Below are 14761 nucleotides of genomic sequence, written 5' to 3'. Positions count from 1 at the left end.
GAAAGCCATGGGTCCGGGCTCAACCGATAACAAATGATGTCGGAGATGGAAGGCCCGTGGACGGTCAGTCTAGCAGACGATCCAACAGAATCAAGTTTTCGGAATAAAATTCCATTATACGAAATTATTCGGCAACCACTTCCCGTTCAGGGAACCGATCCGTGCGGGCGAAGGTTGGCACTCGCGTCGAAGGTCACTGGTTCGGAGTTGGGTTATGGATTTGACGGGGAAGGTCGCGCTGGTCACCGGTGCGGGATCGGGCATCGGCAAGGCGTCGGCGGTGCGATTTGCCCAGGCCGGCGCAAGCGTCGGCGTGCTGAGCCACACTGCGGACGAGATCGCGAAGACCGCCGGCGAGATCAAGGCCGCCGGCGGCAAGGCCCTGGCACTGACCGCCGATGTCGGCGACGACGCGGCGATGCGCGACGCCATCGAGCGGCTGGCCGGGGAGTGCGGGCGGCTCGACATCGTCTTCGCCAATGCCGGCATCAACGGCGTCTGGGCGCCGATCGACGATCTGACGCCGGAGGAATGGGACCGCACCATCAACACCAACCTGCGCGGCACCTACCTGACGCTGCACCATTCGGTGCCTCACCTGAAGAAGGCGGGCGGCGGCTCGGTGATCGTCACCGCCTCGATCAACGGCACGCGGGTGTTCAGCAACACCGGCGCCACCGCCTATTCCTGCACCAAGGCGGCCCAGCTCGCCATGGTGAAGATGCTGGCGCTGGAACTGGCACCGAGCCGCATCCGCGTCAATGCCATCTGCCCCGGCATCATCGAGACGGATATTCCCGACAACACCAGGATGCGGAATATTGAATCGGTGAAAGTCCCGATCGAGTATCCGCAGGGTAAGGTGCCCCTGACCGGCGGCAAGTCCGGTGACAGCTTCGACGTGGCGGAGCTTGCGCTGTTCCTGGTGTCCGACCGGGCGAAGCACATCACCGGCACGCCGGTCTGGATCGACGGGGCGGAGTCCCTGATGGTCGGCTGACGATCCCAACTACCGAAGGCGAAAGACACCATGAGCTTGCATGAAAAGGTGCGGAACAATGAAGAAGTCGGCCGCTACGAGCTGACCGTGGCCGGTTCCACCGCGCTGGTGACCTACGACATGCGCGGCGGCAAGATCGCCCTGACCCACACCGAGGTGCCGGGCGCCCTGACCGGTCAGGGCGTGGGATCGGAACTGGCGAAGGGCACGCTGGACGACATCCGGGCCAGGGGGCTGAAGGTTCTGCCGCTGTGCAGCTTCATCGAGGCCTACATCAAGCGCCACCCGGAATATCAGGACCTCGTCGGCTGAAGCGGCTTTCCGTCCTCGTCGAGGAAGATCAACTCACCGTCCAGCAGGAAGAGGCAGATGCAGTCTTCCTCGCTGGCGCCGAAGGCGTGATGGTCAGTGTCGGCGACATACTGGGCGACGTCGCCCAGGGCGTAGCTGCCATATTCGTCGCGGAAGGCGCCGCGTAAAACCAGCAGCAGTTCGTCGGCGGTGTGGCGGTGGGCCGGGACCGGGGCGCCAGAGGCCATGCGAAGCAGGCAGATCGTCGTGCCGGACAGGGTGCGGTCCCAGCCCGACAGCCACACTCCTTTGGAAATCTCCCGCCAGGTCCCGTCATCGGTCGGCGTGTCGATCGCCTTCGGCAGCCAGCTGCGCAGCGGTTCCGGCACCGGCCATGCACGGATAGAGCCGGCATCGAGTGGCTTGAGGGAGGCGGTCTCCGCCGTCGGCAGGGCCGCAGCCAGCAGACCGTCCATGTGGTCCAGCAGGGCGTCCAAAGCGCCATGATCGGGGCAGGGCAGATCCTCGAACCATTCCCCGCACAACGCCTCGTAGGAGGCGACACGCTGGCGGCAGTCCGGACAATAGGCGAGGTGGGTCGCCACCAGCAGAGACTTGCCGGCCCGCTCCTGCCCGCTGGCATAGCCGATCAGAAGCTGGTCGTCCGGATGGTGGAGCGGCAACGTCACGCCTCGTCCCTCAAGCTGCTTTTCAAATGCTGAAGCGCCAGCCGCAGCCGGGTCTTCACCGTTCCCAAGGGCACCGCGGTGTCCTTGGCGATCTCCTCGTGCGTCTGTTCAAGGAAATACGAACGACGCAGCACCTCGGATTGGTTTGCCGCCAGCGATCCGATCGCGTCATGAAGTTGGCGGCTGCTCTGGACCAGTTGGGCGGACTCCTCCGGGGTGGCGTGGGAGGCAGGGGTCATCGCCGGATCGTCGGGATCGGGGGCCGGTCGCATCTCCTTGCGCAGATGGTCAATGCGCCGGTTGCGGGCGATGGTGAATACCCAGGTGCCGACGGTCGCCTGGGCCGGATCGAAGCTGCCGGCCTTCAGCCAGACCGTCAGCATCACGTCTTGGACCAGTTCCTCCGCCGTGCCACGGTCGGCTCCGAGCTTCAGGCAGTATTGCAGGATCTTCGGGGCGAAATGACGGAACAGCGCGGCAAAAGCCATGCGGTCGCGGTCCCGCGCCACGGCATGGACCAGCGTTCCAAACCGATCGGTGTCAGGCCGGTCGAAGTCCGGGCTATGCGACCCGTCCTTGGCCGACGGCCCCGGCACAAGGGGCTCCCGCGAAAACGGCATGCAACCACCAGACAGCCTTCCATTGCGCGGCAGCTTACCCCGAACTCCTTAACGGAGCATTCCCGAAAAACGTCAGTGTGCGATCGGTGTCTTCAGCGCACTCATGGGATCCAAGGGAGAGACAGTGGGTGTGGTCTGGGGCAGGGGGCGGAAGGCGGCCTGTGCCTCGGCGGGCAGCGGGGGGCGCACACGGGTCCGCCACAGGCCATAGAGGGTGGCGCACGCCGCACCGCCGGTAACGAAGCTGAACAGCCCGGCCGGTCCGGTCGTGGTCATCAGTGCCGACGCCACCGGCGGGCCGATGATGGCGCCGACGGAATTGGCCAGGATCAGGCCACCGCTGGCCGACACCATGTCCTCCCGCCGGACGTAATCGTTGGTGTGGGCAAGGCACACCGGATAGAGGGTGAAGGCCAAGCCGCCGAACAGCGGCGCCACCAGCATCAGCGCCAGCGATTGATCCAGCCCGGCGGCGGCGATCATGCCCAGGCTGGTCAGCGACAGAGCGGCCGACAGGGCGATGATGACGCTGCGCCGGTCGAACCGGTCCGACAGGCGGCCGAGCGGCCATTGCAGTGCCATGCCGCCGAGGATCAGCACCGACATGAACAGTGCCGTCCCCGACACCCCGAAGCTGGAGGAGGCACCGAACACCGGGGCAAGGCCGTAGATCGAGCCGGTGATCGACCCGCTGATGAAGACCCCCGCCACCCCCAGCGGCGAACTCTGATAGAGCCGCCAGATGCCGAAGGAGGAGACGTTCGGCAGCTGCGGCGGCGTGGTCCGCGTCAACGCCACCGGCACCAGGGCCAGCGTCAGCAGGATCGACACGATCATGAACAACCGCACGCCCGCTTCGTCGTCCAGGCGCAGCAATTGCTGGCCGACGCCCGACGCGCCGTACAGCGTCACCATGTATGCCGACAGAAGCTGCCCGCGGCTCTCGTTGGTGGCGGTGCCGTTCAGCCAGCTCTCGATGCACATGTAAAGCCCGGCCATGCAGAAACCCTGGGTCAGCCTCAGCACGGCCCAGAGCGGCGCGTCGACGAACAGCGCGTGCGACAGCGCCGCGACCGAGACGACCGAGGCAAAGGCGGCGAAGGCCCGGATATGGCCGACGCGGGTGATGATCCGATGCGCATAGAGCGAACCCAGGGTCAGCCCGGCATAGTACGCCGCGGTAATCATCCCGACCGCGGTGGCGGCGGATTCCGTCGCGGACAACCGAAGCCCGATCAGCGTCGACAGGGCACCGTTCGCCAGCATCAGAAAGGCGACACCCAGCAGAAGCGAGGCGACCGAACGCACAACTGGTGGCATGCCGTCCTCCGCCTTCCGTCAGCGTGTCACGGTTTGTAAGCCGGTCAGGGGCCGATGATGCATGGGGGAACTCCGGGGGGGTGTGGGCGGGGGCGTGTCCTGTCCCACGTCCAACAGCCAAGCCATGGATTTGGTCCGTCGCCGGGGACGGCATGGGGACGTGCTTGACCATTGGGTCAACCTAACCGTTGACAGTTCGTACCGATCGGTAACATACCTCCCATCAGGTAAAGCTTCGGGAGACGCCACGATGTCCGACACCGCCTCACCGGTCCTGCTCGTCCGCGAGGGGGCTGTGTCCTGGATCCGGCTGAACCGCCCCGGCGTGCTGAACGCGCTGGACGAACCGACCGCCGCCTTTTTCCTTGAAGCCTGCCGCAGCGTGGCGGACGAAGGCGGGGCGGGGCCGACGCGGGTGCTGGTGATCGCCGGCAACGGCCGCGGCTTCATGGCCGGCGGCGATGTCGGCCGTTTCAACGATGAACCCGCCGCCGCTCCTGCCGTAGCCGGCGCCATCATCGCCCATCTACACGAGGCGCTGCGCGTTCTCGACCAGTTGGATGTGCCGGTTCTGGCCTCCGTCCATGGACCTGTAGCGGGGGCGGGAATGAGCCTCGCCAGTGCCGCCGATCTCTGCATTGCCGCCGATGACGCCAAATTCACCATGGCCTATGCCCGCATCGGCGCCACACCGGACGGGTCCGGCAGTTTCCACCTGCCGCGTCTGGTCGGGCTGCGCCGCGCCATGGAACTGGCGATGCTGTCGGACGTGATCGACGCGGCGGAGGCCCTGCGGATCGGGCTGATCAACCGGGTGGTGCCGGCGGCATCCCTGACGGACGAGACGGCGAATCTGGCAGAGCGGCTCGCCGCCGGGCCGACCGTCGCCTATGCCGGCATCCGCCACCTGATGCGCCAGTCCTTCGACCGGACGCTGGACCAGCAGCTGGATTCCGAGCGTGACCGCTTCCTCGCCACCGCCGCCACCAGCGATTTTGTCGAGGGCGTCGGCGCCTTCATCGCCAAGCGCAGGCCGGACTTCACCGGCCGCTGACCGTCTCCGGGAAATGGATTCAATCATGCAGAACGACATCGTCATCGTCGGCGTCGCCCGCACCGCCATCGGCGGCTTCGGTGGCAGCCTGAAGGATGTGCCGCTGACAAAGCTTGCCACTGTGGCGGTCAAGGCGGCGCTGGAGCGCTCCGGCGCCGCCGCCGACAGCATCGGCCACGTGGTGATGGGCAACGTCATCCCGACCGAGACCAACGATGCTTATCTCAGCCGCGTCGCCGCCATCGATGCCGGGATTCCGATTGGTGTGCCGGCTTTCAACGTCAACCGGCTCTGCGGCTCCGGCCTTCAGGCCATCGTCTCGGCGGCACAGTCCATCGCGCTTGGCGATTGCGACATCGCCATCGGCGCCGGTGCGGAGGCGATGAGCCGCGGACCCTATTTCGTACCGGGCGCCCGCTGGGGCACCCGGCTGGGCGACGGGGCGCTGGTCGACTACATGAACGGCATCCTGCACGACCCCTGGCAGAAGATTCACATGGGCGTGACGGCGGAGAATGTCGCTGCGCGCTATGGCATCGACCGCGAGGCGCAGGACGCCTTGGCGCTGGAAAGCCAGCGCCGCGCCGCCCGCGCCATCGCCGAGGGCCGCTTCAAGGACCAGATCGTGCCGGTGGAGATCGCGTCGCGCAAGGGTACGATCGTCTTCGACACCGACGAGCATGTGCGCGGCGATGTCACCCCGGAAGGGCTGGCGAAGATGAAACCGGTCTTCAAGAAGGACGGGTCGGTGACCGCCGGCAACGCCTCCGGCCTTAACGATGGCGCCGCCGCGGTGGTGCTGGCCGACGCCCGTCGGGCCGCGGCGCTGGGGCTGAAGCCGCTGGCCCGCCTCGTCGGCTACGCCCATGCCGGAGTCGAGCCCGACTACATGGGCATCGGCCCGATCCCGGCGACCCGCAAGGTGCTGGAGCGGACCGGCCTGTCGGTGGCTGATCTGGACGTGATCGAATCCAACGAGGCTTTCGCCGCCCAGGCCTGCGCGGTCATCCGCGAACTGGACTTCGATCCGGCCAGGGTGAACCCCAACGGCTCCGGCATCTCGCTCGGCCATCCGGTTGGAGCGACCGGCGCCATCATCACGGTGAAGGCGATTCACGAACTGCACCGCACCGGCGGCCGCTATGCCCTGGTGACGATGTGCATCGGCGGCGGCCAGGGCATCGCCGCCATCTTCGAGCGGGTATGAAATTTCAAACCGGTACAGGCGGGTGATCCCGCCCGTACCGAAAATCGTTCTGCGGTTTTTCATTGAACGATCAATCAAAATAAATCCTACTTCCAGGTGCGGCCAATCGCGCGGCAGCACCGGCAAAATGCAGGTTTCGTGAACGCAGCTATCGACCGCGCCCCTCATCTCGGGGCAATCTACGGCCCGATTGCCTTCACCCTGGTCTGTTGTGTTCCGGAAGCCTTGCCCATGACGACGATTCTGCCCACGCCCACCGGTTGGTCTTCGACGGAGATTGGACAGGTCCGTCTGGCGGTGCGTGGCCTGCGCAAGGTCTTCGCCGACGATCCGCGCCCTGCGCTGGAAATGCTGCGCCGCGGGGCAAGCAAGGCGGAGGTTCTGCAACGGCTGAACGTCAATGTCGGCGTGGCCGAGGCCAGTTTCGACATCCGGGCCGGCGAGATCTTCGTCATCATGGGCCTGTCGGGCTCGGGCAAATCGACCATCATCCGGCTGCTGAACCGCCTGATCGAACCGTCGGAGGGGGAAATCCGGCTGGACGGCCACGACCTGACCGCCCTTCCATACGGCGACCTCGTCGAGGTGCTGCGGCGGGACATGAGCATGGTCTTCCAGTCCTTCGCCCTGCTGCCCAACCGCACCGCGCTGGAGAACGCCGCCTTCGGGCTGGAGGTCGCCGGGGTGAAGCGGGCGGAGCGCCGCAGGGCGGCGCTGGCAGCGCTGGAGCGGGTGGGGCTGGCGACCTATGCCGACCGCTATCCGGACGAACTGTCGGGCGGCATGCAGCAGCGGGTCGGGCTCGCCCGCGCGCTGGCCAAGAATCCGACGATCATGCTGATGGACGAGGCCTTCTCGGCGCTCGACCCGCTGATCCGTAGCGACATGCAGGACGAGCTTCTGCGGCTCCAGCGCGAGGATGCCCGCACCATCGTCTTCATCTCCCACGATGCCGAGGAGGCGATGCGGATCGCCGACCGCATCGCGGTGATGGAAGATGGCCGCATCGCCCAGATCGGCACCCCGGCGGACATCCTGCGTGCGCCGGCCGACGACTATGTCCGCGCCTTCTTCCGCGGCGTCGATGCCTCGCGTGTGCTGCGCGCCCGCGACCTTGCCCGGCCGCCTGATGACGGAAATCCGGGCGAGCCTGGACGCTTCCGCTATCGCACCGACGCGGCCGGCTGTTTCCGCGGTGTGCTGGCCGGCGACGGCGCATCGGCCCTGTTCGGGCTGGAGCCGGTGGCGGCGGACACGCCGATCCACGCTCTGCTCGGCCGGGTCGCCGCGGCTCCCTGTCCGCTGCCGGTGGTGGAGGCGGAAGGCCGTTTTCTCGGCGTGATTTCCCGTGCGGTGCTGCTGGCGGCGCTCGACCGCGGCGAGAGCGCCGGACGCGAGGTGCGGCATGGCTGACATCGCGTTGCCAGATATCGAGTGGCTGAACGAGACCATCGGCGGCGGCATCGCCCGCGGGGCCGAATGGCTGGTGACGACGATCCTCGACCATGGGCAGCCGGCGCTGACGCTGATCGCCGCGACGGTCGACGGGCTGGGCGAAGCGCTGGACGGGCTATTGCTTGGGGTGCCGCCCTGGCTGCTGGCGCTGCTGCTGTCGGCGGTCGCGCTGTGGCGGGTCGGGCGCGCCTTCGCACTGTTCACCCTGCTGTCGCTGGGCGGCATCTATGTGATGGGGCTGTGGGAGCCGACCGTGTCCACCCTCGGCCTCGTGCTTGCCTCCACCGTGCTCAGCCTGATCGGCGGGGTGCCGCTCGGCATCTGGATGGCGCGCAGCAAGATCGCCGACGGGGTGGGCAAGACCCTGCTCGACCTGATGCAGACGATGCCGGCCTTCGTCTATCTGATCCCGGCGGTGCTGTTCTTCGGGCTGGGCCGGGTGCCGGGCATCATCGCCACCGTGATCTTCGCAATGCCGCCGGCGGTGCGCCTGACGGCGCTGGGCATCCGGCAGGTGCCTACGGAGCTGGTGGAGGCCGGCCGCGCCTTCGGCTGCCGCGACCACCAGCTTCTGTTCAAGATTCAGCTTCCCAACGCCCTGCCGTCGATCATGGCCGGGGTGAACCAGACCATGATGATGGCGCTGTCGATGATCGTCGTCGCTTCGATGATCGGTGCCGGTGGCCTGGGCAATGTGGTGCTGCAAGGCATCCAGCGCCTGGACATCGGGCTTGGCGTGCAGAGCGGCCTGTCCGTCGTGCTGCTGGCCGTCGTTCTCGACCGTATCACCCAGAGTTTCGGCCGTGGCATACGCCGCCGGGCCGCCGCCGGAACGGCAAAGCGGCGCGGGTGGTGGCGGTGAGGTCAGGCGTTCAGTTCGGAATCGAGATAGCCCAGCGCCACCGCCCGCGCGGCGCTGCCGTCGATCGCGCCGGTCAGGGCGAAGCGCAGCCACAGCCCGTCGATCATCGCCGCCAGCCCGACGGCCACCCGCTCCGCCCGTTCCGGCGGCAGCAGCGGGCGCAGGGCGTGCAGAAGGTTGGAGTGCAGCCGGCGGGCGTTGATCCGTTGCAGCCGCGACAGCGCCGGGTTGTGCGGCGCCTGCGCCCAGAAGCCCAGCCATGCGGCGACCACCCGCGGCTCGAACTGGCCGGGGGCGAAGTTGCAATCGACGATCGCCTCCAGACGGGCACGCGGCGAATCGGCGGTCGCCAGCCGCTGGGTCGCGTCGTCGCGCAATTGTTGCAGCATGCTGCGCATGGTGGCGGCCAGCAGCTCGTCCTTGCCGCCGAAATAGTGATGGATGATGCCCGGCGATACGCCGGCCCCGCGGCTGATCGTCTGGACCGTGGTGTCGGCCAACCCATGCTGGCCCATCGAGGTGATGGTGGCGTCGATCAACTGGCGGCGGCGGATCGGTTCCATTCCGACTTTGGGCATGGGGCGGGCGGTCTCCTGTCCTTTTCCGCCAAGGCGGTTCCAACCGGGACCTTGGCCTGCGTCGCAACAAATGCGCCATTTTCGCCGCCCCGTCGATGGTGAAAACGGCAGTCCATGCATACCGGAACAACAAGAATGAGGAGTTGAGGATATGAACGGATGGAAGGCTCTGGCCAACGGGATCGCGGGTGCCGGCATCGCCGTGGTCATGGCACTGGGAGCCGGCGGGGCGCTGGCCGCCGAGCCTGCCGCCTGCAAGACGGTGCGCTTCGGTGATGTCGGCTGGACCGACATCGCGGCGACGACGGCACTCGCCTCCGTCACGCTGGATGCACTGGGCTACAAGCCGACCACCACCATGTCGTCGGTGCCGCTGGTCTACACGGGGCTGAAGACCAAGTCGCTGGACGTCTTCCTCGGCAACTGGATGCCGACAATGGAACCCTTCATCAAGCCGGTGCTGGAAGACGGTTCGGTCGAGGTGACGCGGGTCAATCTGGAAGGCGCCAAATACACTTTGGCCGTGCCGAAATACGCCGCCGACGCCGGGCTGAAGACCTTCGCCGACATCGCCAAGTTCAAGGACAAGCTGAGCGGCAAGATCTACGGCATCGAGGCCGGCAACGACGGCAACCTGATCATCGACAAGATGCTGAAAGCCGACGCCTTCGGTCTGAAGGACTTCAAGCTGGTGGAATCCAGCGAGGCCGGCATGCTGGCAGAGGTCAAGCGGGCAACCCGCAACAAGGGCTGGGTGGTCTTCCTGGGCTGGGAACCGCACCCGATGAACAAGAGCTTCGAGCTGACCTACCTTGAAGGCGGCGACGACTGGTTCGGCCCCAACCTGGGTGGCGCCACCGTCGCCACCAACGTGCGCAAGGGCTACGCCGCGGAATGCCCGAACGTGGGCAAGCTGCTGTCCAACCTGTCCTTCACGCTGGCGATGGAAAACGCCGTGATGGACGACATCATGAACGGCAACAAGAAGCCCGATGCCGCCGCCAAGGCCTGGTTGAAGAAGAACCCGGACGTGCTGAAGAGCTGGCTGTCGGGCGTCACTACCATTGATGGCAAGGACGGTTTGGCAGCGGTGCAGGCCAAGCTCGGTGTCGCGGCAAAGTCGTGATCGGCCGACGGGATAGGCTGTATGGGGCGGCCTTGCGCCCCATACAGCCTATCCCTTATTTGCCGGAAGTTTTATCCCTTTGCCGTAGTCCATTGCTCTGCTAAGGCCAATAAGGTCCAGAGTGCGGAGCGTTCGTGGCGGATCGCCCTTCATCCTTTTCCCAATGCCTGTCCGTCTCCCGGCAATCTTTCCGGGCAGCCGGCGCATGTGACGACGCGGCGAAACGCGCATGAGGATTCGTTCGCGCATCGCCGTCGTCGGGGGCGTGCCCGTCGTAGTCGCGGCGGTTATCGCGGTGGCGGGCGGGCTGCTGCTGGCCCGCAGCGAGCGGGTGTACGAATCGGCGGTGCTCGCCGGTTCGGTCTATCGCGATGTGCTGGCCGCGACCGCCGCCCGCATCGACTATCTTCAGGTGGCGCCAGCCGACCGCGCCAGCCGTGCCAACCGCTTCGAGACGATGTCGGACTCGGCGGCGGCCGAGTTGCGTCAGCTGGGCAAGACCGGATCGGCCGACCCTCACCGGGCGGAGGTGGAGCGGGCGACCGCGGTGCTGGCACGCTATGTCGACCAGATGCGCAGCTTCATCCAGGTGACGGCCGCGAACGACTCCGCCGTAGCCGACATGGGGCGCCACGCCGCCACCCTGATGACGCTGACCGACCGGGCCCGTGAACGGCAGCATGCCGCCAACGTCGACTCCCTGGGATCGCTGACCGAAGCCGACCGGCGCTTGCGCGACAGCCGCGACGTGGTCGATGGTGCCCATGAACTCCGCGAGGCGATGCTGGATTTGCAGCGTGCGGAGGCCCAGCACGTCGCCGCCCTCGGGTTCGGGATGGGCCTGTTCGGCAACGGACGTCCGCTGACCCGGGCGGATTTCCGCATTGCCATCGACAGGTTGACGGCAACCGCCGACCGGCTGCAGGCGGCGTTGGGGCGGACCGACCCGCTGGTCGACCGCTATCCGGCGAAGCAGGCCGCCGCCCGCTATGCCGCCACGGTCGCCGATTTGCAGGCTGCCGTCGCCGAACTGCGCGGGGCCCAGGCGGAACGTGACGTGGCATTGAGTCGCTTCGAGGCGACGGCACAGGCAGTGGCGGGACTGGGGTCCAGCAATGCCGAAGGCCGGACGACTTCCGTTCCCTTGGGCGAGCAGATGCTTGCGGAGCAGGTCGTCCGCACGCTGCCGGTGGTGCGGGCGCTGGTGCTGACCGGAACGCTGAATCACCAGCCCGATGTGACCTTCCTGTCTTCCCTGCTGCCGTCCCTGCGGTTGCCGCTGGAAGGGCTTTACAGCGTCCAGGCCCGCGCCGCCGCGGCTCAGCAGGCGCTCGAAGCGGCGCAGCGCGCCGGGGCGGAGGCGGCGTCGGCCATCGAGGCGTTGACCGCCCGCATCCTGATGGTGAAGGCCACCGGATACACCGCGATCCAGGACGAGGTGGTGCAGCTGATCGCCTACGCCATCCAGGCCAACGACACCGAACAGGAGACGCAGAACGTCGCCGTCGTCGCGTTGCGCCTGGGCCGGCGGGCGGGTGACGCGGTGGCGGTGCGCGACGCTGAGGAGGCCGACCGCATCGTGGCCGATGCCAGCACCCTGCTGGAGACGGTGCGCGGCCTGCCCATGTCGCCGCTGTTGCAGGACGATGTGCTGTCGGCCATCCGCAACTGGCGTGAAAGCCTGCGCCGCACGGCTGAAGGGCTGCGCCGGCTGAACGAACTGCTGATTGCCATGGACCGGGACGCCGGCGCCCTGGTCGAGACCGCCCGGCAGCTGGACGAGACCTTCCGTAACGAGGCCGCGCGCATCGGCGAGCTGCTGACCCGCATCCTGATCATCGGCGCGACCATCGGCCTGCTGTTGGCCGGTGGTGCCGCGGTGGTGGTGGCGCGGTCGATCAGCAGGCCGGTGTTGCGCTTGCAACGGCAGATGACCAGTCTGGCTGAGGACCCGCTGGCCGGGCCTATCGACGGCACGCGCCGCCAGGATGAGTTCGGCGCGATGGCGCGTGCCGCTGCCTTCTTCATCCGCGAGATCGGCCTGCGTGAACAGGCGGCCCGCCAGGCGAAGGACCGTGCCGACCGTGCCCTGGAAGACCTGCGGCGCACCCAGGCCGACCTGATCCAGGCGGAGAAGATGGCCTCGCTGGGTGGTCTGGTCGCCGGCGTTGCGCACGAGATCAACACACCGTTGGGTAACGCCCTGATGGGAGCCACCCATTTGCAGGACCGGCTGACGGTCCTGGCACGGCAGGCGGGCGGGGGCAACCTGCGCCGCAGCGATTTCGCCGAGTTCCAGGAGACGGCGGATGAAATCGCCCGGCTGCTGGTGCTGAACCTGCAGCAGGCCTGCGAGCTGGTACAGAGCTTCAAGCAGGTCGCCGCCGACCAGACCAGCGGCGAGGAGCGGCTCTTCCTGCTGAAGCCCTATCTGGAGGATCTGGCGACCAGTCTCAGCCCATCCTGGCGACGGGCAGGCCATAGCCTGCGGGTGGAGTGCCCCGAAACCATCGAGATCGATGGCTATCCCGGTGTTCTGGCGCAGATCCTGACCAATCTGGTGATGAACTCCATCACCCATGCCTACCGCGAGGGACAGCAGGGCCGTCTGCTGATCACCGCCACCGCGCAAGGCCCGGACATGGTGACGCTGGTCTATTCCGACGACGGCCGCGGGATCGCTCCCGCCGATCTGGGGCGGGTGTTCGATCCTTTTTTCACCACCCGGCGTGGTGCTGGAAGCACCGGGCTCGGCCTGCACATTGTTTATAATCTCGTGGTGAACCGGCTGGGTGGAAAGGTTGCGGTGGACAGCTTCCCCGACAGCGGTGTTCGGTTCACCATTCGCTTTCCACGACGATTTGCCACTGATAACATGGCATCGGTTGCCGCAGTGCCATCCCCGCAGGAGCCGTGAATGCCGTTGCCGCTGAAGACGTTGCCGCGGAGTCTTGTGACGGGGGCAGCTGTTCTTGCCGGGCTTGCCGGAATGTCCGGTACGGCCTTTGCCGACAAGTCTCTCGTTTACTGCACCGAGGGAAATCCGCAGAGTTTCAATGCACAGGTCTCCACGTCCGGCACCACTGTGAATGCGGTGACTCCGCTGTTCAGCAAACTGGTCGAGATGGAACCGGATGGGCAGATCATGAACAGCGGTCTGGCTGAATCCTACACGATCTCGGCTGATGGACTGGTCTATGATTTCTATCTGCGCCGGAATGTGAATTTCCATTCCAACGATCTGTTCACCCCGAGCCGGCCGCTGAATGCCGATGACGTTCTGTTTACCTTCGAGCGTCAATGGAAGACTGATCATCCCTATCACAAGATAGGGCCTGCAACCTACGATTACTTCAAGGATATGGGGCTGCCCACCCTGCTGAAATCGGTGGAGAAGCTGGGCGATCACACCATCCGTATCACCTTGGACCACCCGGAAGCTCCCTTCCTGGCCGATCTGGCGATGCCGTTCCTTTCGATCCAGTCAGCCGAATATGCCGACACCCTGATGAAAGCCGGCCGTCCCGACCTGTTCGACGAAAAGCCGATCGGGACGGGACCATTTCATTTGGTGTCCTACCAGAAGGATGTGGCCATCCGCTACAAGGCCTTCGACGGCTATTGGCGCGGGCGCCAGCCGCTGGACAATCTGATCTACTCGATCACGCCGAACATCGCGGTGCGCCTGAACAAGCTGCGGTCAGGTGAATGCCACGTGATGATCTTCCCCAACCCGGCCGAACTGGGGAACATCGAGAAAGATCCCAATCTGGTGCTGGAGCAGCAGGATGGGCGGAACGTCGCCTACATGGCGTTCAACACCCAGAAGCCGCCGTTGGACGATGTGCGGGTAAGGCGGGCGATCACGCTGGCGATCGACAAGCGCACCCTGGTCGACGCGGTCTATCAGAATGGCGGGTTGCCGGCCAAGAACCCGATTCCGCCCGGCATGTGGTCCTATAATGACGGTATCGAGGATTATCCGTTCGATCCGGTCGAGGCCCGCCGCCTGCTGGTCGAGGCGGGCTATCCCGAAGGCTTCGCCCTCGACCTGTGGTACACGCCGGTGACGCGCCCGTACCTGCCCAGCGGCAAGCGCGCCGCCGAGATAATTCGGGAGAATCTGGAACGTGTCGGGATCAAGCTCACCCTGAAGACCGAAAGCTGGGGCAACTATCGCCGCAATGTGACGAAGGGCGATCAGGACATGGTGCTCTATGGCTGGACCGGCGACAATGGCGACCCTGACAATTTTCTGTATTTCCTGCTGAGCTGTGGCGCGGTGCGTCCTGGCGGCGCCAACATCGCCAGATGGTGCAATTCCGATTTCGAAGAGCAGATCACCAGAGCCAAGGTCACCAGCGATGTCGCCCGGCGGACCGCCCATTACCGGGAAGCCCAGCAGATCTTCCATCGGGAAACCCCGTGGTTTCCCATTGCGAACTCCATCATCGTCGTCGCCCACCGCCAGGAGGTGAAAAACTACACGAACAACATTTTCAATCAGGATTTTTCAGGTGTCGACATCGAAGTCCAGTGAGTACAGTCTTATGCAACCC

At 66.0% G+C, this 14761-nt stretch carries 13 protein-coding genes; 9 read left to right on the top strand and 4 right to left on the bottom strand.

Features of this window, described 5'->3' with window-relative positions:
- Positions 1-214: 214 nt before the first annotated feature.
- Positions 215-1000 carry an SDR family oxidoreductase gene (locus tag J2848_RS24595; RefSeq protein ID WP_149232984.1) on the top strand — a complete coding sequence of 262 codons (786 nt, stop codon included), beginning with the start codon at positions 215-217 and terminating at the stop codon, positions 998-1000.
- Positions 1001-1030: 30 nt separating this feature from the next.
- On the top strand, positions 1031-1312 hold the full coding sequence (locus J2848_RS24590; RefSeq protein ID WP_149232983.1) for a GNAT family N-acetyltransferase: 282 nt from the start codon (positions 1031-1033) through the stop codon (positions 1310-1312).
- Here J2848_RS24590 and J2848_RS24585 read toward each other — a convergent pair.
- The 3 genes from J2848_RS24585 to J2848_RS24575 all read right to left on the bottom strand — a co-directional run bounded on the left by J2848_RS24585 (position 1294) and on the right by J2848_RS24575 (position 3920).
- Positions 1294-1980, bottom strand: coding sequence for a ChrR family anti-sigma-E factor (locus tag J2848_RS24585; protein ID WP_149232982.1), 687 nt, complete (start codon positions 1978-1980; stop codon positions 1294-1296). The two genes, J2848_RS24590 and J2848_RS24585, sit on opposite strands and share 19 nt — an antisense overlap.
- Positions 1977-2576, bottom strand: coding sequence for a sigma-70 family RNA polymerase sigma factor (locus tag J2848_RS24580; RefSeq protein ID WP_246194018.1), 600 nt, complete (start codon positions 2574-2576; stop codon positions 1977-1979). The genes J2848_RS24585 and J2848_RS24580 overlap by 4 nt, the downstream gene beginning before the upstream one ends.
- Positions 2577-2672: 96 nt before the next feature.
- Complete coding sequence (locus tag J2848_RS24575; protein WP_149232980.1) at positions 2673-3920, bottom strand: MFS transporter; 1248 nt, start codon at positions 3918-3920, stop codon at positions 2673-2675.
- A 250-nt stretch (positions 3921-4170) separates the two neighbouring features.
- On the opposite strand from J2848_RS24575, the gene J2848_RS24570 reads away from it, so the two are divergent.
- The 4 genes from J2848_RS24570 to J2848_RS24555 all read left to right on the top strand — a co-directional run bounded on the left by J2848_RS24570 (position 4171) and on the right by J2848_RS24555 (position 8498).
- Positions 4171-4974, top strand: a complete 804-nt coding sequence (locus tag J2848_RS24570) for an enoyl-CoA hydratase/isomerase family protein (RefSeq protein WP_149232979.1) — start codon at positions 4171-4173, stop codon at positions 4972-4974.
- Between the two features lie 25 nt (positions 4975-4999).
- Positions 5000-6181 carry an acetyl-CoA C-acyltransferase family protein gene (locus J2848_RS24565; RefSeq protein ID WP_211103230.1) on the top strand — a complete coding sequence of 394 codons (1182 nt, stop codon included), beginning with the start codon at positions 5000-5002 and terminating at the stop codon, positions 6179-6181.
- Between the two features lie 231 nt (positions 6182-6412).
- On the top strand, positions 6413-7594 hold the full coding sequence (locus tag J2848_RS24560) for a quaternary amine ABC transporter ATP-binding protein (RefSeq protein ID WP_149232978.1): 1182 nt from the start codon (positions 6413-6415) through the stop codon (positions 7592-7594).
- Positions 7587-8498, top strand: a complete 912-nt coding sequence (locus tag J2848_RS24555) for an ABC transporter permease (protein ID WP_149232977.1) — start codon at positions 7587-7589, stop codon at positions 8496-8498. Before J2848_RS24560 ends, J2848_RS24555 begins: the two co-directional genes overlap by 8 nt.
- A 2-nt stretch (positions 8499-8500) precedes the next feature.
- On the opposite strand, the gene betI is transcribed toward J2848_RS24555, so the two are convergent.
- Entirely contained in the window at positions 8501-9076 is a 576-nt protein-coding gene (gene betI, locus J2848_RS24550) for a transcriptional regulator BetI (protein WP_149232976.1), read from the bottom strand.
- Between the two features lie 151 nt (positions 9077-9227).
- On the opposite strand from betI, the gene J2848_RS24545 reads away from it, so the two are divergent.
- From J2848_RS24545 to J2848_RS24535, 3 genes are all read left to right on the top strand, one after another.
- Positions 9228-10202 (top strand): choline ABC transporter substrate-binding protein, encoded by a 975-nt coding sequence (locus J2848_RS24545; RefSeq protein WP_149232975.1) that lies wholly within the window; start codon positions 9228-9230, stop codon positions 10200-10202.
- Positions 10203-10431: 229 nt separating this feature from the next.
- Complete coding sequence (locus J2848_RS24540; protein ID WP_149232974.1) at positions 10432-13119, top strand: sensor histidine kinase; 2688 nt, start codon at positions 10432-10434, stop codon at positions 13117-13119.
- Complete coding sequence (locus J2848_RS24535; RefSeq protein ID WP_149232973.1) at positions 13120-14742, top strand: ABC transporter substrate-binding protein; 1623 nt, start codon at positions 13120-13122, stop codon at positions 14740-14742.
- Positions 14743-14761 lie beyond the last annotated feature (19 nt).

The sequence above is a fragment of the Azospirillum lipoferum genome (genome assembly GCF_024170005.1).
Lineage (GTDB): Bacteria > Pseudomonadota > Alphaproteobacteria > Azospirillales > Azospirillaceae > Azospirillum > Azospirillum lipoferum.
Note: the sequence above shows the minus strand (reverse complement) of the source record. Positions and strands in the feature narration are given on the sequence as shown.